Source organism: Sphingomonas sp. Leaf9 (assembly GCF_001421355.1).
Taxonomy (GTDB): domain Bacteria; phylum Pseudomonadota; class Alphaproteobacteria; order Sphingomonadales; family Sphingomonadaceae; genus Sphingomonas.
Map to the genome: position 1 here is coordinate 726,416 of NZ_LMKC01000001.1, position 18,741 is coordinate 745,156.

General features: G+C 67.2%; 17 protein-coding genes. 6 read left to right on the forward strand and 11 right to left on the reverse strand.

The window, feature by feature from the left end:
- Nucleotides 1-48 precede the first annotated feature (48 nt).
- The 8 genes from ASE58_RS03550 to ASE58_RS03585 form a co-directional block, all read right to left on the reverse strand.
- Nucleotides 49-396: a HesB/IscA family protein gene (locus tag ASE58_RS03550; RefSeq protein ID WP_055817866.1), complete on the reverse strand. Its 348-nt coding sequence runs from the start codon at nt 394-396 to the stop codon at nt 49-51.
- On the reverse strand, nt 396-854 hold the full coding sequence (locus ASE58_RS03555; protein ID WP_055759649.1) for an SUF system Fe-S cluster assembly protein: 459 nt from the start codon (nt 852-854) through the stop codon (nt 396-398). The genes ASE58_RS03550 and ASE58_RS03555 overlap by 1 nt, the downstream gene beginning before the upstream one ends.
- Nucleotides 851-2,056, reverse strand: a complete 1,206-nt coding sequence (locus ASE58_RS03560; RefSeq protein ID WP_055817868.1) for a cysteine desulfurase — start codon at nt 2,054-2,056, stop codon at nt 851-853. The genes ASE58_RS03555 and ASE58_RS03560 overlap by 4 nt, the downstream gene beginning before the upstream one ends.
- Nucleotides 2,053-3,129, reverse strand: a complete 1,077-nt coding sequence (locus tag ASE58_RS03565; protein ID WP_055817869.1) for a SufD family Fe-S cluster assembly protein — start codon at nt 3,127-3,129, stop codon at nt 2,053-2,055. The genes ASE58_RS03560 and ASE58_RS03565 overlap by 4 nt, the downstream gene beginning before the upstream one ends.
- Before the next feature lie 154 nt (nt 3,130-3,283).
- Entirely contained in the window at nt 3,284-4,027 is a 744-nt protein-coding gene (sufC, locus tag ASE58_RS03570) for a Fe-S cluster assembly ATPase SufC (protein WP_055817871.1), read from the reverse strand.
- Nucleotides 4,028-4,067: 40 nt separating this feature from the next.
- On the reverse strand, nt 4,068-4,364 hold the full coding sequence (locus ASE58_RS03575; protein ID WP_055817873.1) for a hypothetical protein: 297 nt from the start codon (nt 4,362-4,364) through the stop codon (nt 4,068-4,070).
- Entirely contained in the window at nt 4,361-5,824 is a 1,464-nt protein-coding gene (gene sufB, locus ASE58_RS03580; RefSeq protein ID WP_055817875.1) for a Fe-S cluster assembly protein SufB, read from the reverse strand. Before sufB ends, ASE58_RS03575 begins: the two co-directional genes overlap by 4 nt.
- On the reverse strand, nt 5,824-6,252 hold the full coding sequence (locus tag ASE58_RS03585) for an SUF system Fe-S cluster assembly regulator (RefSeq protein ID WP_055817876.1): 429 nt from the start codon (nt 6,250-6,252) through the stop codon (nt 5,824-5,826). Before ASE58_RS03585 ends, sufB begins: the two co-directional genes overlap by 1 nt.
- Nucleotides 6,253-6,394: 142 nt before the next feature.
- On the opposite strand from ASE58_RS03585, the gene ASE58_RS03590 reads away from it, so the two are divergent.
- Both ASE58_RS03590 and ASE58_RS03595 read left to right on the forward strand, forming a co-directional pair.
- Entirely contained in the window at nt 6,395-7,381 is a 987-nt protein-coding gene (locus ASE58_RS03590; protein WP_055817877.1) for a quinone-dependent dihydroorotate dehydrogenase, read from the forward strand.
- Nucleotides 7,378-8,058, forward strand: a complete 681-nt coding sequence (locus ASE58_RS03595; protein ID WP_235513477.1) for an HPP family protein — start codon at nt 7,378-7,380, stop codon at nt 8,056-8,058. Before ASE58_RS03590 ends, ASE58_RS03595 begins: the two co-directional genes overlap by 4 nt.
- A 142-nt stretch (nt 8,059-8,200) precedes the next feature.
- Here ASE58_RS03595 and ggt read toward each other — a convergent pair whose 3' ends face one another.
- Nucleotides 8,201-9,940: a gamma-glutamyltransferase gene (ggt, locus tag ASE58_RS03600; RefSeq protein WP_055817879.1), complete on the reverse strand. Its 1,740-nt coding sequence runs from the start codon at nt 9,938-9,940 to the stop codon at nt 8,201-8,203.
- 101 nt (nt 9,941-10,041) lie between these two features.
- Here ggt and ASE58_RS03605 point away from each other — a divergent pair, with 101 nt between their 5' ends.
- From ASE58_RS03605 to ASE58_RS03620, 4 genes are all read left to right on the forward strand, one after another.
- A complete protein-coding gene (locus tag ASE58_RS03605) occupies nt 10,042-11,832 on the forward strand; it encodes an AMP-dependent synthetase/ligase (RefSeq protein WP_055817882.1) in 1,791 nt (596 codons plus the stop codon).
- Nucleotides 11,833-11,906: 74 nt separating this feature from the next.
- Nucleotides 11,907-12,524, forward strand: coding sequence for a hypothetical protein (locus ASE58_RS03610; RefSeq protein WP_055817884.1), 618 nt, complete (start codon nt 11,907-11,909; stop codon nt 12,522-12,524).
- Nucleotides 12,521-13,486: a hypothetical protein gene (locus ASE58_RS03615; RefSeq protein WP_156347591.1), complete on the forward strand. Its 966-nt coding sequence runs from the start codon at nt 12,521-12,523 to the stop codon at nt 13,484-13,486. Before ASE58_RS03610 ends, ASE58_RS03615 begins: the two co-directional genes overlap by 4 nt.
- 35 nt (nt 13,487-13,521) lie before the next feature.
- Nucleotides 13,522-14,742 (forward strand): MFS transporter, encoded by a 1,221-nt coding sequence (locus tag ASE58_RS03620; protein WP_055817888.1) that lies wholly within the window; start codon nt 13,522-13,524, stop codon nt 14,740-14,742.
- Nucleotides 14,743-14,861: 119 nt separating this feature from the next.
- Here ASE58_RS03620 and ASE58_RS03625 read toward each other — a convergent pair whose 3' ends face one another.
- Both ASE58_RS03625 and ASE58_RS03630 read right to left on the reverse strand, forming a co-directional pair.
- Nucleotides 14,862-17,780, reverse strand: coding sequence for a M16 family metallopeptidase (locus ASE58_RS03625; protein WP_055817890.1), 2,919 nt, complete (start codon nt 17,778-17,780; stop codon nt 14,862-14,864).
- Nucleotides 17,781-17,884: 104 nt separating this feature from the next.
- Complete coding sequence (locus ASE58_RS03630) at nt 17,885-18,604, reverse strand: Crp/Fnr family transcriptional regulator (protein WP_082467594.1); 720 nt, start codon at nt 18,602-18,604, stop codon at nt 17,885-17,887.
- Nucleotides 18,605-18,741 lie beyond the last annotated feature (137 nt).

An 18,741-nucleotide genomic window follows, 5' to 3' on the forward strand; every position in this document is an offset into this window, starting at 1 on the left:
GCCAGCAACCATAGGAAACGCTGCACCCTTACCCCCCGATGGGCGCGATCAGACCGTGAAGCTCTCCCCGCATCCGCACGCGCCCTTGGCATTCGGATTGGCGAAGACGAAGCCCGCGGTGAAATCATCCTCGACCCAGTCCATCGTCGAACCGATCAGGTACAGGATCGATCCGCCATCAACGAAGAAGGTCCCGCCCGGCGTTTCGATCCGTTCGTCCATCGCATTGGCGGTGGTGACGTAATCGACCGAATAGGCAAGGCCCGAACAGCCGCGCCGCGGCGTAGACAGCTTCACGCCGATCGCGTCCGCCGGGGCCTTCGCCATCAGGTCGGCGACCCGGCGTTCGGCGTTGGCGGTCAGGTTGATCGCAGCGGGGCGAACGCGTGTGGCCATCACAGCATTCCCAGTTCGAGCTTGGCGTCGTCCGACATCTTTTGCGGGTCCCATGGCGGGTCCCAGACGAGATTGACATCGGCGGTGGAGACGCCGGGCACCGCCGACACGCGCAATTCCACTTCGGCCGGCATCGATTCCGCGACCGGGCAATGCGGCGTAGTCAGCGTCATCGTCACCGCGACATGGCCGTTGTCGGCCACGTCGACGCCGTAGATCAGCCCCAGGTCATAGATGTTGACCGGGATTTCGGGGTCGAAGATATCCTTCAGCGCGGCGATCACCGCTTCGTAGACGTCGCCGCCCGGCTCGCCATCGGCGACCGGCACCGGCTTCTTCGCCAGGAAATCGCCCAGATAGTCACGCTGGCGCGGTGCGTCGGCATCGGTCACCCGTGCGCGCGGCGGCGGCGCCACGGCGTCGACTTCCTCGACCTGAAAGCTGCGTTCGTCGTTCATCCGAAAATCCTGCTTACCCGTTCCAGTCCGCGCACCAGCGCCTCCACGTCGGCCGCGCCGTTATAGACGCCGAAGCTCGCCCGCGCGGTGGCGGGGACGCCCAGCACGTCCATCAGCGGCTGCGCGCAATGATGGCCGGCGCGGATCGCGACGCGTTCCTCGTCCAAGATGGTGCCGACATCGTGCGGATGCACCCCCTCCACCACGAAACTGACGATTCCGGCGGAATCCTCCGGCCCGAGCAGCCGGACCGAGTTGATCCGGCCGAGCGCTGCGCGGGTGGCGGTGACCAGCGCGGTTTCATGCGCATGGATCGCGTCGAGGCCGATGCCCGCCACATAGTCGATCGCGGCATGGAGTCCCAGCGCACCGACGATATGTGGCGTGCCGGCTTCGAACCGGGCGGGCGGCGGGGCATAGGTGGTACGTTCGAACGTCACCCGGTCGATCATCGCGCCGCCGCCCTGCACCGGGTGCATCGCGTCGAGCAGCTCGGGCCGGCCCCACAGCACGCCGATCCCGGTCGGGCCGTAGAGCTTGTGCCCGGAAAAGACGTAGAAATCGCAGTCGAGCGCGGCCATGTCGACGGCCATGCGCGGCACCGCCTGGCACCCGTCGAGCAGCAGCTTTGCCCTGACAGAATGGGCGATGTCGGCGGCGCGGCGGCCGTCGAGGACCGATCCCAGCACGTTCGAGACATGCGCCAGCGCGACCAGCTTGTGTTCCGGCCGGATCATCGCCGCCATCGCGTCGAGGTCGATGCGGCCATCGTCGGTCAGCGGCACGACGTCGATCGCCGCCCCGATCCGTTCGGCGACCAGCTGCCACGGCACGATGTTGCTGTGATGCTCCAGCATCGACAGCAGGATGCGGTCGCCGGCCTTCAGGTACCGTTCGGCCCAGCCTTGCGCGACCAGGTTGATCCCCTCGGTCGCGCCGCGCACGAACACGCATTCTTCCGGAGCGCCCGCGCCAATGAACGACGCGACACGACGGCGCGCGGCTTCATAGGCGAGCGTCATGTCGGCCGAGCGCTGATACACGCCGCGATGCACCGTGGCATAGGTCGTGTCATAGGCGCGGGTGATCGCGTCGATCACACCCTGCGGTTTCTGCGCGGTCGCGGCGGTGTCGAGATAGGCCCAGCCCTCTGGAATGGCGGGGAAATCGCGCACGCGGTCGAGGGGGGTGGTTGCTGTCACAGCGTCGCCTCCAGCCACGCATCGGCATCCGCCGCGAAGGCTTCGCGCACCGTTTCGTCACCGATCCGGTCGAGCGCGTCGGACACGAACGCCTTGGTCAGCAGCGCCTTGGCCCGCGCCTCGTTGACGCCGCGGCTGCGCAGGTAGAACAGCGCCTTCGCGTCGAGTTCGCCGACCGTCGCGCCGTGCGCGCACTTCACGTCGTCGGCAAAGATTTCGAGTTCGGGCTTCAGGTTCACGGTCGCCGTCCGCTGCAACAACAGGCCGCGCAGCGACTGTTCGCCGTCGGTCTTCTGCGCACCGCGCGCCACTTCGACGCGGGCGGCGAGGCTCGCCTGGCTACGATCGGCGGCGACCGCGCGCCACGTCTGGCGGCTCGACCCGTTCAGCGCGGCGTGGCGGACGGCGACGGCGCATTCCTGCCGCTGGCCCTCGCGGGTCAGCAGCGCGCCGCCATAATCGACGAACGCGCTGTCACCATCGAGCGTCAGTTGCGCGTCGATCCGGCTACCCATGCCGCCGGCGCCGAGGAACTGCGATACGAGGCTCGCGCCCTCGCCCACCACCGCTTCATCGCGGATCGACACGAAGCCGTCCGCCTGCAGCAGCCGCACGCTGCGCATCAGCCGCGCACCGCGTTCGAGGTCGATCTGGGTCAGGCGGTTGGTCCAGCCGCTCCCGACATAGGTTTCGACCACCGACGCGACCGCATCCTCGTCCAGCGTCAGTCGGGCGGGCACGTGGTTCTCGGCACCGGTCGACAGGTGGACGATCTGCACCGTCTCCACGACCTCGGTGGCCGACAGGTCGATCGACCAGCCCGCCGCGCCCGATGCCTGCGCGCCCAGCGGGTGCGCGGTGTCGAGTGTCAGCGGCGACAGCGCGACATGGCCCGGCGTGCTGCGGTCGGCGGCATAGACGCCATCGACGAACAGGATGCGCGGGCCGGCGATGTCGAGCCAATAGCCCGCCGCGTCCGCCGCCGCACCACGGGTCGAGGCCGCGGCAGAGGACAGCGCGGCCAAGTCGGTCCAGCGAAACGCCTCCTGCGCGTTGGTGGGAAGGGTCGCCATCAGATCCTCCCCGCCTGCGGGGAGGGGGACCGCTCGCGCACGCGAGTGGTGGAGGGGAAGCGCCGCGCAACGCAACCGCTGTGGACGAGGATGGCCCCCTCCACCATGCTGCGCATGGTCCCCCTCCCCGTGCCGGGGAGGATCTGCAAGGTCCTCATGCCGCTACCGCTCCATAGCCTTCGCGTTCCAGCTCATGCGCCAGTTCCGCACCGCCCGACCGCACGATGCGGCCGTCGGCGAGGACGTGCACGAAGTCCGGCTGCACATAGTCGAGCAGGCGCTGATAATGGGTGATGAGGATCACCGCCTTGTCGGGCGCGCGCATGATGCGGTTGATACCGTCACCGACGATGCGCAGCGCGTCGATGTCGAGGCCGCTGTCGGTCTCGTCGAGGATCGCGAGTTTCGGGTCGAGGATGCCCATCTGCACCATCTCGTTGCGCTTCTTCTCACCGCCCGAAAAACCGACATTCACCGGCCGCTTCATCATGTCCATGTCCATGCCAAGGCCATCGGCCTGCGCGCGGGCGAGCTTCAGGAACTCGGCACCCGACAGCGGCTTTTCGTCGCGGGCGCGGCGCTGGCTGTTCAAGCTTTCACGCAGGAACTGGACGTTCGACACGCCGGGGATTTCGACCGGATACTGGAAGCCGAGGAACAGGCCGGCGGCGGCGCGGGCGTCGGCCTCTTGTTCCAGCAGGTCCTCGCCGGCGAAGGTCACGCTGCCTTCGGTCACCTCGTAGCCGGGACGCCCGCCCAGCACATAGCCGAGCGTCGATTTGCCGGCACCATTCGGCCCCATGATCGCATGGACTTCGCCCGCGTTCACGGTGAGCGAGAGGCCCTTGAGGATTTCCTTGCCGTCGATTTCGGCGTGGAGGTTTTCGATGTTCAGCATGTTCCGTCCTGTTCGTGCGACCTTGGCCGCAAATCTCGTATTACGGCGTCTCGCCCGCGACCGGTTCGGTGCCGAACTCGGCCTCGGCGGCTTGCGGGTTGGTCAGCACCGCCTTCATCGACGCATCGATCTTGTCGAGCATCGCTGCGTGCGCCTTGGCCACCTTCGCCCGCACCGGTGCGCACGCCTTGGCTGCATCGTCGAAGATCGCGACGCGCGCGGCGGTTTCGGCCGGTGGCTTTTCCATGCGGGCGTCGGTGTTGATCCGCTCCGACAGGCAATCGGCATAGGGCGCGGTCGGCGCGACCGCCTGTAGCGCCAGTGCGAGCAGGATCACCCCACCGACCCTTCAAGGCTGATGCCGAGCAGCTTCTGCGCCTCGACCGCGAATTCCATCGGCAACTGCTGCAGCACTTCGCGGGCGAAGCCATTGACGATCAGCGCGACCGCCGATTCCGAATCCAGCCCGCGCTGCATCGCATAGAACATCTGGTCCTCGGAAATCTTGCTGGTCGTCGCCTCATGCTCGATCTGCGCCGAGGGGTTCTTCACCTCGATATACGGCACGGTGTGCGCCCCGCACTGGTCGCCGAGCAACAGGCTGTCGCACTGGGTAAAGTTGCGCACCCCTTCCGCCGACGGTCCGACGCGCACCAGCCCGCGATAGGTATTGTCGCTGCGCCCGGCGCTGATCCCCTTCGACACGATCGTCGAACGCGATCCCTTGCCCAGATGGATCATCTTGGTCCCGGTATCGGCCTGCTGCATGTTGTTGGTGACGGCGACCGAATAGAATTCGCCGACCGAGTTTTCGCCCGCCAGCACGCAGGACGGATATTTCCAGGTGATCGCCGAGCCAGTTTCGACCTGCGTCCACGACACCTTGCTGTTCTTACCCTGACACAGCGCGCGCTTGGTCACGAAGTTGTAGATGCCGCCCTTCCCGTTCTCGTCACCGGGATACCAGTTCTGGACGGTCGAATATTTGATCTCGGCATCGTCGAGCGCAACCAGCTCGACCACCGCCGCGTGCAGCTGGTTCTCGTCGCGCATCGGCGCGGTGCAGCCTTCGAGATAGCTGACGTAAGAGCCCTTGTCGGCGACGATCAGCGTGCGTTCGAACTGGCCGGTATTTTCGGCATTGATCCGGAAATAGGTCGACAGCTCCATCGGGCAGCGGACGCCCTCCGGAATGTAGACGAAGGTGCCGTCGGAAAAGACTGCGCAGTTGAGCGTCGCGAAGAAATTATCCCGCTGCGGCACGACCTTGCCCAGCCACTTGCGGACAAGCTCCGGATATTCGCGGATCGCTTCGGAAATCGAGCGGAAGATGACACCGGCGGCTTCCAGTTCCTTGCGGAAAGTCGTCGCCACCGACACGCTGTCGAACACCGCGTCGACCGCGACCTTGCGCGATCCCTCGACCCCGGCGAGGACCTTCTGCTCCTCGATCGGGATGCCGAGCTTTTCATAGACGCGCAGGATTTCGGGATCGACCTCATCCAGCGAACCGAGCTTCGGCTTGGCCTTGGGCTCCGCGTAATAATAGGCGTCCTGATAATCGATCGGGTCGAGGTTCAGCTTGGCCCAGTCGGGCGCTTCCATCGTCTGCCACAGGCGGAATGCCTTCAGCCGCCAGTCGAGCATCCATTCCGGCTCGTTCTTCTTGGCGCTGATATAGCGAACCGTGTCTTCGCTCAGCCCCTTCGGCGCGAAGTCCTGTTCGATGTCCGAGGAGAAACCCCACTCATACTTCTTGTTCGCGGCGGCGAGCGCCTCGGCATTCTTCGTGGCCATCACACTACCTCTTGGGGGATCGCCCCGGTGTTCGCGAGTTGGGCAAGGCTGACGCCTGCCAGAGCGCCCCGGACCACGGCGTTGACCGTGCCGGCATGGGGGCGGATCATGCAGTTCGTCTCCACCGCGCAGTCATGCCGCGCGGCATCGACGCAGGTGGTGAGCGCGATCGGCCCCTCGATCGCCTCGATGATCTGCGCCAGGTCGATCGATTGGGGCGCGCGGGCAAGGCGGAAGCCGCCGCCGCTGCCGCGCCCGGTTTCGATCAGCGCGGCGGCCGACAGGCGGCTGACCAGCTTCTGCACCGTCGGCAACGGCAGGCCGGTTTCCTCCGCCAGCGCGGTCGCCGTGACACGCGCCTCTCCCCCCCGCCGCGCGGTGGCGGCGAGCAGGACGACGGCATAGTCGGCAAGGCTGGAAAGACGCATCGCTTCCTTAATCGGATCGTTCCGGTCGGATTGGCATGTGGTCGTGCGAGGGGCAGAGGTCAACCGGCTTTGTTTCGATTGCTGTGATCGATTGTCGGGTCGGGGATTGGTTCGGCCGCGCTCCGGCGATACAGCGCCCGACATGGCCTGGTATCACCCGCTCCTCTTCGCCCTCGACGCCGAACGCGCGCATTCGCTGACCATCGCCATGCTGGAGGCGTGGGGGAAGGCCGGCTCACCGCTCGCGCCGAAGACCGAAGACCGCCATGCGGTGACCGTGGCCGGCATCCGCTTTCTCAACCCGGTCGGGCTGGCGGCGGGCGTGGACAAGGATGCGCGCGCGGTCGCGGGTTTCCTGGGGCTGGGCTTCGGCTTCGTCGAGGTCGGCACGCTGACGCCCAAGCCGCAGCCGGGCAATCCGAAACCCCGCATCTTTCGCCTGCCCGAGGACAAGGGCGTGGTGAACCGGCTGGGGTTCAACAATGGCGGGATCGACGCGGCGCTGGCGCGGGTGGCAGCGCTCACCCCCCGCCCCGGCATCATCGGCATCAATGTTGGCGCCAACAAGGATTCGGTCGACCGCATCGCCGATTACGGGACGGCGGTCGCCAAGGCCGCGCCGCTCGCCGACTACGTCACGATCAACATTTCCAGCCCGAACACGCCGGGCCTGCGCGACCTGCAATCGCAGCCCGAACTGGGCCAGCTGATCGCCGCCAGCGATGCCGCGCGGCATGTGGGCGCCAAGCGCGTGCCGCTATTCCTGAAGGTCGCGCCCGACCTGTCGCGCGAGGGACTTGAGGTCGCGGTGCGCGCGGCGGTCGATGGCGGGGTCGATGCACTGATCGTGTCGAACACGACCATTTCGCGGCCGACCACGCTGCGGTCGGCGCATGCGAAGGAGACCGGCGGGCTGTCGGGAGCGCCGCTCGCCCCCCTCGCCCTCGCCAAGCTGATCGAGGCGCGCGAAATTGCCGGCGGCGCGCTTCCGCTGATCTCAGCGGGCGGCATCGGGTCGGCGGACGAGGCGCGACGGCGGCTGGATGCCGGAGCCAGCCTCGTCCAGCTCTACAGCGCAATGGTCTATGAAGGGCCGGGCCTTGCGCAGCGGATCGTCGCGGGGCTGTGACCCGGCTGTTCCGGCCACTGCTGGCCAATGCCGGGTTCCGACGGCGGGTGATCGCATGCCTCGGGGCCTGGATCGGCATCGCGCTGACCATGGCGGTCTGTGCGCAATTTCCGGGGATGGGCAGCGACCTGCCGATTATCGTCGCCCCGCTGGGTGCGTCCGCCGTGCTGGTGTTCGCGGTGCCGGCCAGTCCGCTCGCCCAGCCATGGCCAGTGATTGGCGGCAACATCCTGTCGACGTTGGTCGGCGTGGCCGTGTTTCAGGCGATCCCGAACCCGACCATCGCTGCCGGGGTGGCGGTCGGTCTCGCCATCCTCGTCATGTCGCTGTGCCGTTGCCTGCATCCGCCGGGCGGCGCGGCGGCGCTGACCGCGGTGATCGGCAGCGCGGGGATTCACGACGCGGGCTATGCCTTTGCGTTCGCGCCGGTCGGGATCAATTCGATCGCGCTGGTGTCAATCGGCATCTTCTACCACCGGATGACCGCGCTCAGCTATCCGCACCGACCCGCGACGCCCGCCGCGGTTCATGCGGCGGTGGAGCCGGGCGGGGTTCGACCCGAGGATATCGACGCGGCGCTGGCCGAGACGCCTGACGCGTTCGACATCGCGCGCGACGATCTGGCGCTGCTGCTCGAACGTGCCGAGCATTTCGCCAAGGTGCGGCGGACTTCGTAACTCCCGAGGCGTTCGTGCTGAGTAGGGGCTGAGCGAAGTCGAAGACCCGTATCGAAGCACCCGCTACCAACGGTCCTTCGATACGCTGCTTCGACAAGCTCAGCAGCTACTCAGGACGAACGGAAACAACGACAGTTTCCTCCTACTCCACGATCACCTTGCCCTCGCGCCGGGGATCGACGCCGCCATCGACCTTGCCGTCGCGGATGATGACGCCGTGGAGGCCCGAATCCTCGCCCTGCCCCGGCTGCAACCGGATGCCCTTGGCCGCCAGCGCGCTCAGGATTTCGGGCGAGAACTTCGTCACCTCCCCTTGGAAACTGTTGCCGCGCGCGACGAGGTTGGGGAGCGCCAGCGCCTGCTGCATCGGCAGCTTCCATTCGACCGCGCCGACCAGCGACTTGCCGACATAGGCGAGGATCGCGTTGCCGCCGGCCGACCCCAGCGCCCCGGCGAACCTGCCCTGCCGGTCGATCATCACCAGCGGCGTCATCGACGAACGCGGGCGCTTGCCCGGTGCCACCGCATTGGCCGACACCCGCCCCTGCGCATCGCGTGGCGAGAAGGCGAAGTCGGTCATCTGGTTGTTGAGGAAAAATCCGTCGACCATCCGCCCGGTGCCAAAGAAGCTCTCGACGGTCGTCGTCATCGACACGACATTGCCCTGCGCATCGCCGACGATGAAGTGCGACGTCCCCGCCGGCTCGCGCGTCGTGTCCGCCGCCGCCGTGACGACACCCGCCGGCACGCCCGCCACCGGGGCCGGCCCTGCGGTCGCACCGATCAGCTTCGCGCGCTCGGCTATATAGGCCGGGGCGAGCAGGCCGGCGACCGGCACGTTCACGAACTTCGGATCGCCGACATACAGGTCGCGATCGGCATACATCAGCCGGCTGGCTTCGGCGAAGAGATACCAGCTCTGCGGATCGTTCGGCCCGCGCTTGTCGATATCGGTCCGCCCGAGAATGGCGAGCAGTTCGAGCAGCCCGACCCCGCTCGACGGCGGCGGCGGCGTGCAGACGATATAGGCGCGCCAATTGCCGCACAGCGGATCACGCTTCACCGCGCGATAGGCGGCAAGGTCGGCGAGCGTCATCGTGCCGGGCAGGCTGCCGCTGGTGGTCCGCTCGACGATGCGCTGCGCGGTCTTGCCAGTATAGAGCGCGTCCGGTCCCTGCTTCGCCAGCCGGCGCAGGAAATCGGCATAGTCGCCATTCTTGATCCGGTCGCCGGTGGTCGCGAGCGCGCCGCCCTTGCCCTTGAAATAGCGGCGGACGTCCTCCGCCTGCAGCTGCGGCGACTGCCCGCCGAGGAAGCGGCCGAGGCGCGCTGAGATCACGAAGCCCTTGCGCGCGACCTGCTCGGCATCGTCGAACAGCTGGTTCCAGGCAAGCGTGCCATGGTCGGCATGCGCCTGTCCCAGCATCCTGACCGCGCCGGGTACGCCGGTTGCGCGGCCGCTCATCACCGCCTGCGCGAACGGCAGCGGCTGGCCATCGGTGCCGAGCAGCATAGTCGGTGTCGCCCCGGCGGGCGCAACCTCGCGCCCGTCATAGATTTCGACCTTGCCGGTCTTTGCGTTGAAATAGGTCATGAACGCCCCGCCGCCGAGGCCGGAGCTTTGCGGTTCGACCAGCGACAGCATCGCCTGCACCGCGATCGCCGCGTCGACCGCGCTGCCGCCCTTGCGCAGCACCGCCATCCCCGCCTCGCTGGCGATCGGATTGGCAGCGATCACGAACTTCTGCGCCGGTGCCGCCGTGGCGGCGGGCGGGGCCTGCGTCGCGGCGCTGGCGACCTCCTTCTTGCCGAACGGCAGGACGTTGCAGCCCCCGAGGGTGACGGTGGCGAGCGCGGCGATGGTGGTGGCGAACATTCTCATGCCCGCCTGTCTATCCCACGGGCTCGCCCCCGTCACCCGCTCTCGGGCGTTGCCGTACCGGTTATGCCTGCCTACACCCGGCCACAGGAGAAGGATACGTAATGGCCCGGCAACTCGAACGATTTCCCAATCTCGTCGCGATGTTCTTTGCCCGCGCGACCGAGCGCGGCGACGCACCGTTCCTGTGGAGCAAACAGGGTGGCAGCTGGCAGTCGATCAGCTGGGCCGAGGCCGCACGACAGGTCGCGAGCCTTGCCACGGCGCTGAAGGCAATCGGGCTGAAGCGCGGCGACCGGGTGATGCTGGTCAGCGAGAACCGGCCGGAATGGTGCATCTCCGACCTCGCCATCATGGCGGCAGGGTGCGTGACGGTGCCGACCTATGTCACCAACACCGTGCGCGACCATGGCCATATCATCGAGAATTCCGGTGCCTGCGCGATTATCGTATCGACCGAGAAGCTGGCCCGCACCGTCCTGCCCGCTGCACTGCGCACCACGCAATCGTCGGAAAAGATCATCACGATCGAGCGGATGCGCACCGCGCAGCAGGGGAGCCTGGAATTCCACGACTGGCGCGAGCTGATCGCGAAGCATCCCGCCGATCCGGCAAAGGTCGCGGCCGAGGCGGATTTCAGCCGCGAAGACCTTGCCTGCATCATCTACACCTCCGGCACAGGGGGGTCCCCGCGCGGGGTGATGCAACATCACGGGGCGATCCTGCACAACGTCAATGGCTGCTGCACCGTGATCTCGGAGGATTTCGGCTGGGAGGACGAGGTGTTCCTGTCGTTCCTGCCGTTGAGCCATGCGTACGAACATACCGGCGGGCAGCATTTCCCGATCGGGCTGGGCGGGCAGATCTATTACAGCGAGGGCCTCGACAAGCTGGCGAGCAATATCGAGGAGGTGCGCCCGACGATCATGGTCGTCGTCCCCCGCCTGTTCGAAGTGCTCAGGACCCGCATTACCAAGGCGGTGCAGAAACAGGGCCGCGTATCAAGCTGGCTGCTCGACCGCGCGGTCGCGATCGGCAGCAAGGAGGATGGCCCCGCCCTGCTCGACCGCCCGGCCAAATTGCTGGTCGATACGCTGCTGAAGCCCAAGGTCGGCAAACGCTTCGGCGGGCGGTTGAAGGCGATGGTGTCGGGCGGCGCGCCGCTCAACCCCGAGATCGGCGGCTTCTTCCAGTCGCTCGGCCTGTGTTTCCTGCAGGGCTATGGCCAGACCGAGGCCGCGCCGGTCATCTCCTGCAACCGCCCGGCGGCGGGCATCAAGATGGATACGGTCGGCCCGCCGCTGGCCGAGACCGAGGTGCGCATTGCCGAGGATGGCGAAATCCTGGTGCGCGGCGAACTGGTGATGCACGGATACTGGCGCAACGAGGCGGAAACCGCCCGCGTGCTGCGCGACGGATGGCTGCACACCGGCGACATCGGCGAGATCGATGCCAAGGGCCGCATCCGCATTACCGATCGCAAGAAGGATATCATCGTCAACGACAAGGGCGATAATGTAGCCCCGCAGAAGGTGGAGGGGATGCTGACCCTCCAGAACGAGATCGCGCAGGCGATGATCGCGGGCGACCGCCGGCCCTACATGGTTGCGGTGATCGTGCCCGATGCCGAATGGACCCAGAAATTCTGCGCAAAGGGCGGCGCACGCTGCGACTTCGCCCGGCTGCGCGAGGACAGCGACTACCGCGCGGCACTGGGCGCGGCGGTCGAGCGGGTGAACAAGGACCTGTCGGTCACCGAACGCATCCGCCGCTTCATCATCGCCGACGAACCCTTCACCATCGAAAACCAGCAGCTGACGCCCAGCCTGAAGATCCGGCGGCATGTGCTGAAGGAGGTCTATGGCGAGCGGATGGATGCGTTGTACCGGGGGTGAGGCATAGCGTTGCGAGGGAACCGCGGCGTTGATCATCAGTATAAGGTCGGCAGGGCAATTGTCGGTGTGACACCATGGGCCGCTTCTTTTCTTTCGACGCTCGCATCGGTCGGCTGCGGCTGCTGACCGGAATCGTGGTCGGCCTGTCGATCGGATGGCTCGGCATTCTGATTCTGCGAGAGACGAATGGCATCGCCACCGTTCTGGTAGGGGCCGTTGCCGGCGCCACGATCGCGAAACTGGTCGTCGAAGCCGGAAGGCGACGGCGCGACATGGATGCGACGATAGCGGGGCCATTATCCGCCTTGGCTGTCGGCGTCGTCGGGATCGCAGGCACCATGGTCTATGCGCTGGGCCCCGGTAATGACCTGCCCCACTATATTGCGTTGGCCCTGTTCGTGGTCGCATGGTGCGGCCTGCTGCTTCGCCCCGGCGTTGCCCATGCCAATGCGCATGGCACCGCACCCGACCTTCTCGCCCCCAGCTTCGGGTCGGCGCGCGGCGGCCGCGGCGGTGTCATCTTGGCGGTCTTGCTCGTCATCAGCGGCGCGGCAATCGGTCTTGGCGCCAATCTCTGGCTGGCGGCACTGGCCCAGCACCGTGAACGCGCGCAGACGATAGCCGAACACGAGAACGAGAGCAATGCGACGCCCGATGCGCTGGAGCAGGCTTATCGGGAGCAGGCACGATGAGCATCACCGCTGGCCCCCGGCTCCGCGCGGCAGAGGCACTGATCGCCCGCTTTGCTGCGGCTGGCCGTCCCGCTGCAGGCAGGAACCCGGCCGAAACCGCGAAGCGGACAGCAGCCCTGCAAGCCAGCCCGGTCGGATGGCCGTTCTCGCGCGACGCTTTGGTACAGGCATTGCGACGACGCATGTCAGGCAAGGATCTGCCGAAACAGATGGGCACATCCTATTGCGGTCCCGCCGCCTTCCTATACTGCGTATTGGAGGACCGGCCCGACCTGTATTGTGCCTATGCGATATCGATGTGGCTGCATGGCGAATATGATTTCCGCAGCGGGGCGCAAATCGTGGAAATCGACAGCAATGCCAATACGCGCAAAGCCTTGCCGACGGCACGTGCAGCGCAGCCCAATCGTTCGTTCATATCCGATCTCGACTGGATGACGATGGCGCCGCTGAGTGCGTCGACCCGGCCGGGATGGACAAAAATATTGGGTTCGCCCGAACCCGACGACCAGGTTGGATCGATCAGCTATCCGGGCGTCGTCAAGGGATGGTTCTCGGCAGTGGGCGCGCAGTTGCGCGCCGATACGATGGGGGTCGGGTTGATGAAAACATCCCCGACCGCGACCATCGGCTTGATGCGGCACTGGGCGAACAGCTGGATCGTCCTGCAGATTGATAGCAGCTTGATCCAAGCCGGCGCGACCAACACCTTCGCCAATCGACACTGGGTGGTGGTCAACCCCCACCGTCGCCCACTGATCCGCGCAGGGCAGAACGGCCAGGTCGTTCCGCTCGCCGACGCGTATCGCGCCGTGGGGCCTGATACTGCATCGGACATGGATGATTGGGACACCAGCCTCTACACCGTCAGTTGGGGCAGCGAGAACAAAGGCCTCAAGAATCCGACATTAGGTCACCTGAAGGGCCGCATCTACGGCGGATTTGCCTTTTCCCACTTCTGATACTGGCGGGTTGATCGACCGCTACCCCTTCCCATATGGCCCGCTTCGAATGCTGCAACGCAGCAAGGAGCGTGCCTGTGAACCCGACCCGTAGCCCTGCCCTCGTCCACCTCGCGCTCGCGCTTGGTGGGTTTGCGATCGGGACGACCGAGTTCGCGACGATGAGCCTCGTGCCGTTCTTCGCACCCGGCCTCGGCATCGACGAGCCGACGGCCGGGCACGTCATCAGCGCCTATGCGCTGGGCGTCGTGGTCGGTGCGCCGTTGCTGGCGGTGATGACCGCGCGGATGGCGCGGCGGACGGTGCTGATCGCGCTGATGGCGTGTTTCGGGATCGCCAATGCGGCTAGCGCGCTGGCGCCGACCTATGAAGCGATGCTGGTCGCGCGGTTCTTCAGCGGGTTGCCGCATGGCGCCTATTTCGGGATCGCCGCGCTGGTCGCCGCATCGCTTGTCCCTGCGGAAAAGCGGACTCAGGCGATCGGCCGGGTCATGCTGGGGCTGACCGTCGCCACCATCGTCGGCGTGCCGCTGGCCAACGCACTGGGGCAGGCGCTTGGCTGGCGCTGGGGGTTCGGCGTGGTCGCGGTGCTGGCCGCAGCGACGATGGCGATGGTCGCATGGGTCGCGCCGCGCGACCGGCCGGACGCGCAAGCCAGCCCGCTGGCTGAACTCAGCGTGCTGAAGTCGGGACAATTGTGGCTGACGCTCGGCATCGGTGCGATCGGCTTTGGCGGCATGTTCGCGGTGTACACGTACCTCGCCTCGACGCTGATCGAGGTGACCGGGGCCGCCCCGGCGATGGTGCCGGTGGTGCTGGCGGTGTTCGGCACCGGCATGACGGTCGGCAACCTGGTCGTGCCGCGCTTTGCCGACCGGGCGCTGATGCCGACGGCGGGCGCGCTGCTGCTGTGGAGTGCCGCCACGCTGGCGCTCTATCCGCTGGCGGCGGGGCAGCTGTGGTCGATGCTGGCAATCGTGTTCCTGATCGGCATCGGCGGCGCGCTGGGCACCGTGCTCCAGACGCGGTTGATGGATATCGCCCAGCATGGGCAGAGCCTGGCGGCGTCGCTGAACCATTCGGCGTTCAATACCGCCAACGCGATCGGGCCATGGGCCGGCGGGATGGCGATCGCGGCGGGCTATGGCTGGACCTCGACCGGGGTGGTCGGGGCCGGGCTGGCGCTGGGCGGATTTATGATCTGGGGGCTGGCAGTGTTGGCCGGGGCGCCAGTGCGGCGGTCGGTCGCGGCCTGAAGGCCCTCCCCGATAGAAGCGGTGGTAGGGGGGTGCCCTGTCCCACCACCGCTTCGTGTGCGGACGCCCCCCTCCACCACCGCTTCGCGGCGGTCCCCCTCCCCGTGCCGGGGAGGATTTTACTTCTTTTCGGGCACTACCTGCATCGACCAGTCCTTCGCCGGGACCAGATATTTCGCGGCCAGCGCCTGCAACTCGGCCGGGGTGGTGTTTCGGATATCGTTGATGATGCCGGGGATCGCCGCCAGCCGGGCGGGGTCGCGCGTGCCGCCCTGCGTCTGGTTCATCCAGAACATGTTGCCGCTCGACATACGGGCGACCATCTGGATTACCGGCAGCTTGGCGCGGTCGAGTTCGTCCTCGGGCACCGGCGTCTTGACCAGATCGGCAGCCAGTTCGCGCGCCAGGTCGAAGAAGAAGCCGGTCTTGTCCGGCGGGACCATGCCGATCGCCATGATCCGCCCGCCACCCGGCAGGCCGACCGGCCAGCCATTGTCGACGTTCGGCGAATAGCTGACCCCGGCCTGGCTGCGCAGGCGATCGAGCAGCCGGTCGCGGAACACGGCGGCCAGCACCTCCAGCTTGCGGCTTTCGGTCAGCCCCGCGCTCCCGGCAGCCGTCGGCCACGCAATGGCGGCGGCGGCCTGGTTGGGCTGGCCGCCATGGGTACGGGTGACCGGTGTCGCGACATGCGCCGGGAAGCGTACTGGCGGCGGCGGAGTCGTCGCGGCGGGGCGTGGGGTCATCGCCCCGATGGTCGCGGCGACGGCATCGATCGCCGGCTGCTGCTGCACATCGCCGAACACCTGCACCTCGATCGGGCCGGAGGCGAGCAGCGGCGCCCACAGTGCCTTGAACGCTGCCGGGGTCAGCGCCGCGATCTCCTTGCGATCGGGCGTGCCCCAGCGCGGATCATTGTCATGCAGCAACGCGTCGAGATCGCGCGACATGACGCCATCGGGCGAGGCACCCAAAGCATCATAGCTCGCCAGCATCACCGCGCGCGCACGGGCGACCGGCGCCGGGTCCCATGCCGGCGATTGCAGTTTGGCCGCGATCAGCTTCAGCTGATCGGACAGGTCGGCGGCGGTGGTGATGCCCGACAGGGAGAAGGCGTCGTCATCGATCCCGAACGACAACCCGATCTGCCGCCCGCCGGTCAGCCGGTCGAGCTCCTCCTGCCCCAGCACGCCCTTCGGAGTCTGGATACCCGAGGCGACCAGCGCAAGGTCGGCGGCAAAGGCCGGGGTGCGGCGGTCGGCCGGCAGCGCGTTCAGCCCCCGGCCGAAGCGGACGCGGACATAGACCTTGCCCGTCTCCGATTCATTGGGGAACAGCAGCAGCGACGACCCGTTGGCGAAGTCGACCCGCTCGACCGGCGGATCGGTGAGCGCCATGCTGCGGGCAGTGATCGCGCCGGGTTTGCCGAGCGGGGCCAGCCGATCGAAGCCGATCGCCCCCTGCCCGCTACGCCGGCTCGCGCTGCCGGCGATCTTTTCGGACAGGGCTGCGGTCAGCTTGGCCTGTGCGGTCGGATCGGGGGTGCGGGTGTTGACGATGGCGCGGGTGGCGGTGCCGTCGAACACCTTCTTCGTTGCCGCCTGCACGCGGGCGGGCGTGAAGAACTTCTTCGTCACCGCCCCTTCGAAAATCCGCAGCGAGGTTTCGGGACCGGCGACGGTCTCGCGGATGTCGGTCGCGGAAATCAGATTGTCGGCGAGCAGCGCGCCCGCCGTCACCGGCGCGGTGCGGACCTCGTTCTCCATGCCGGCGCGGATTTCGGCGACTTCGCGGTCGATCTCGGCCTGGGTCGGGGCGGTGCGCATCGCATCGGCGATCGACTGACGCACGTCGCGCAGCGCCGCCGCCCAGTCGTCGCCCAGCGGCAGGACGGACAGCTGGGTGATGTTCGCCGATCGCGACACGTCGTCGAGATTGGCCCCGGCCGAGATATAGCTGCCCCCCGCCCGCGCGCGGCTTTCCAGCCGGCGGTTCAGGATGCGCAGCGCGATCTGGTCGACCATCCGTTCCTGATTGAAGATAATCGTGTCGTCACCGACGGTCCACGGCCGCAGCACCGCCATCTGCACCAGCGTCGGCATGGTCGGTTCGCTGACGGCGGCCGCGACCGGCTCGTTCGCTTTTGGAGCGCCGAACTTCGGCTCGGCGGGCGACGGGCCATTGCCCTGCCAGCCGGAGAAATGCTTCTTCACCATCGCTTCGAGGATGGCGGGATCGGCGTCGCCCGCGATCACGATGATCGCGCGGTCGGGGCGATACCAGCGGTCGTGGAACGCCTTCACGCTCGCCGCCGTCGCTGCCTGCAACGTATCGACATTGCCGATCGGCGACCGATCGGCGAGCGGCTGTCCGGCGAAGAACAACGCACGCACCGCATCGCCGAAGCGGACCTGGGGCCCGGGCTGTTCGCGCTGTTCGGACAGGACAACCGGGCGTTCGGCGTCCAATGCGCCTTGCGTCAGCGTCGGTTCGGCCATCATCCCCGACAGGATCTTCATGCTCTCATCCAACCCGGTCGGCGTCGCGGAGGGCAGGTCGAGCTTGTAGACCGTCTGGGTAAAGCTGGTCGACGCGTTGCTGTCGGAGCCGAAGGTGACGCCGAGGCGCTGCCACACCCGCTTCGATTCGCCATCGGGCACATGGACCGACCCGCGAAAGGTCAGATGCTCGATCAGGTGGGCGAAGCCGCGCTCGCTATCGGTTTCCATCAGCGATCCGGTGCCGATCGCGACGCGGATCGCGACCTGCCCCGGCGGCACGCCGTTCTTGCGCACCGCATATTTCAGGCCATTGGACAGCACGCCGTACGTCCAGCTGCGGTCGGGCGGAATGTCGCTGCCCTTGAACAGCCATGGCGTATCCGGCCCCTGCGCCACCGGTTCCAGCGGCGGGAGCTGGCGCGCCGGGGCCGGCGATGCGGGCGCGGGCGATGCGGGCGGGGTCTGCGCGGCAAGCGGCGCGGCGATCAGGGCGAGGGCGGAGAACGCGCCCATGGCCGGTCGGAACAGGGATGCCATGGCCGAAGGTGTAGCGTCGTTGCAACGCCCCGACCAGTATCGACAGCGCGCCGCAAATATAAAGGTGGAACGCGCGTTTCGTTCAGCCCCGGCTCAGCTTCGGCTCAACGCTCCTCGCGCCGCAGGTACAGGTAGGATTCATCGAATTCGGCCAGCGCCTTCAGGCCCGGCATGTCGTGGATCGTCACCCGCCGCCCGCGCAGGTCCATCAGCCCGCGCTCGCGCAGGTCGCGCAGCGTGCGGTTGACATGGACCGGGGTCAGCCCGGTGCAATCCGACAAATCTGCCTGAGTCAGCGGCAGCGCGAAGCCGCTGTCGTCGGCCTCGCCGATCAGGCCGAGGCGGACGCGCAGTTCGCAGATCAGATGGGCGATCCGCTGGATCGCGGTGCGCCTACCCAGCGACAATTCCCATTCGCGGTGGATCGCGGCGTCGAGCGCGGTGAGAAACCAGTAGACCCGCGCCAGATGCGGCTGCTGTTCGGTAATCTCGGTCAGCTTCGTGTGGGGGACCAGCACGACGCGACACGGCGTCAACGTCATCACATTATGGTCGAGCTGTTTCAGCGAAAAGCTGTGCAGGTCGAGGAAATCGCCCGCGACGTGCAGTTCGGTGATCTGCCGCTCGCCCCCCGGCAGGTCCTTGTACCGGCACATCAATCCTTCGAGCAGCAGCGTGCTGTTGTGCAGCCGCTCTCCGGCGCGGATGCAGGTGTCGTGCGCCGGCAGCACGCGCACCTCGCCCAGCGACGCCCGGATGACCTGCTCTTCCTCCGCCGAAATCGTGTCGCGCGCGCGCAGTTTCGACAGATGCGTCTCGATCACCGGTGATAGCCCCTCTTGCCAGATCGTTACGGTGGTAGCGTAGCGCCGCCGCAGAGGCAACGCGGCCTGCCCCAACGGGAACGCAGCGTTTCCGCCGGCACCCTTGATCCCCCGTGCGCATGCCGCCACATGGGCGA

What these genes read in the sequence shown, in the direction of transcription:
- ASE58_RS03550 (WP_055817866.1), bottom strand. Translation starts at nt 396, where the DNA reads ATGGCCACACGCGTTCGCCCCGCTGCGATCAACCTGACCGCCAACGCC.
- ASE58_RS03555 (WP_055759649.1), bottom strand. Translation starts at nt 854, where the DNA reads ATGAACGACGAACGCAGCTTTCAGGTCGAGGAAGTCGACGCCGTGGCG.
- ASE58_RS03565 (WP_055817869.1), bottom strand. Translation starts at nt 3,129, where the DNA reads ATGGCGACCCTTCCCACCAACGCGCAGGAGGCGTTTCGCTGGACCGAC.
- sufC (WP_055817871.1), bottom strand. Translation starts at nt 4,027, where the DNA reads ATGCTGAACATCGAAAACCTCCACGCCGAAATCGACGGCAAGGAAATC.
- sufB (WP_055817875.1), bottom strand. Translation starts at nt 5,824, where the DNA reads ATGGCCACGAAGAATGCCGAGGCGCTCGCCGCCGCGAACAAGAAGTAT.
- ASE58_RS03585 (WP_055817876.1), bottom strand. Translation starts at nt 6,252, where the DNA reads ATGCGTCTTTCCAGCCTTGCCGACTATGCCGTCGTCCTGCTCGCCGCC.
- ASE58_RS03590 (WP_055817877.1), top strand. Translation starts at nt 6,395, where the DNA reads ATGGCCTGGTATCACCCGCTCCTCTTCGCCCTCGACGCCGAACGCGCG.
- ggt (WP_055817879.1), bottom strand. Translation starts at nt 9,940, where the DNA reads ATGAGAATGTTCGCCACCACCATCGCCGCGCTCGCCACCGTCACCCTC.
- ASE58_RS03605 (WP_055817882.1), top strand. Translation starts at nt 10,042, where the DNA reads ATGGCCCGGCAACTCGAACGATTTCCCAATCTCGTCGCGATGTTCTTT.
- ASE58_RS03610 (WP_055817884.1), top strand. Translation starts at nt 11,907, where the DNA reads ATGGGCCGCTTCTTTTCTTTCGACGCTCGCATCGGTCGGCTGCGGCTG.
- ASE58_RS03615 (WP_156347591.1), top strand. Translation starts at nt 12,521, where the DNA reads ATGAGCATCACCGCTGGCCCCCGGCTCCGCGCGGCAGAGGCACTGATC.
- ASE58_RS03620 (WP_055817888.1), top strand. Translation starts at nt 13,522, where the DNA reads ATGGCCCGCTTCGAATGCTGCAACGCAGCAAGGAGCGTGCCTGTGAAC.
- ASE58_RS03625 (WP_055817890.1), bottom strand. Translation starts at nt 17,780, where the DNA reads ATGGCATCCCTGTTCCGACCGGCCATGGGCGCGTTCTCCGCCCTCGCC.